At 54.7% G+C, this 212-nt stretch carries 1 pseudogene; it reads left to right on the forward strand.

Annotation, left to right across the window (positions count from 1 at the left end):
• Positions 1-212: pseudogene (locus Q1A73_RS24555) on the forward strand (hypothetical protein); the annotation flags it as partial.

Here is a 212-nt window from a genome sequence, read left to right on the forward strand (position 1 = left end):
CAAGGAGAAACTGGTGCACAAGGACCGCAAGGACCTCAGGGTGACCAAGGTGTTACGGGTGCACAAGGACCGCAAGGACCTCAGGGTGACCAAGGTGTTACGGGTGCGCAAGGACCGCAAGGTATTCAGGGTATACAAGGAGAAACTGGTGCGCAAGGACCACAAGGTATTCAGGGTATACAAGGAGAAACTGGTGCACAAGGACCACAAGG

This window comes from uncultured Aquimarina sp., assembly GCF_947492115.1.
In the GTDB taxonomy this organism is placed as follows: Bacteria; Bacteroidota; Bacteroidia; order Flavobacteriales; family Flavobacteriaceae; genus Aquimarina.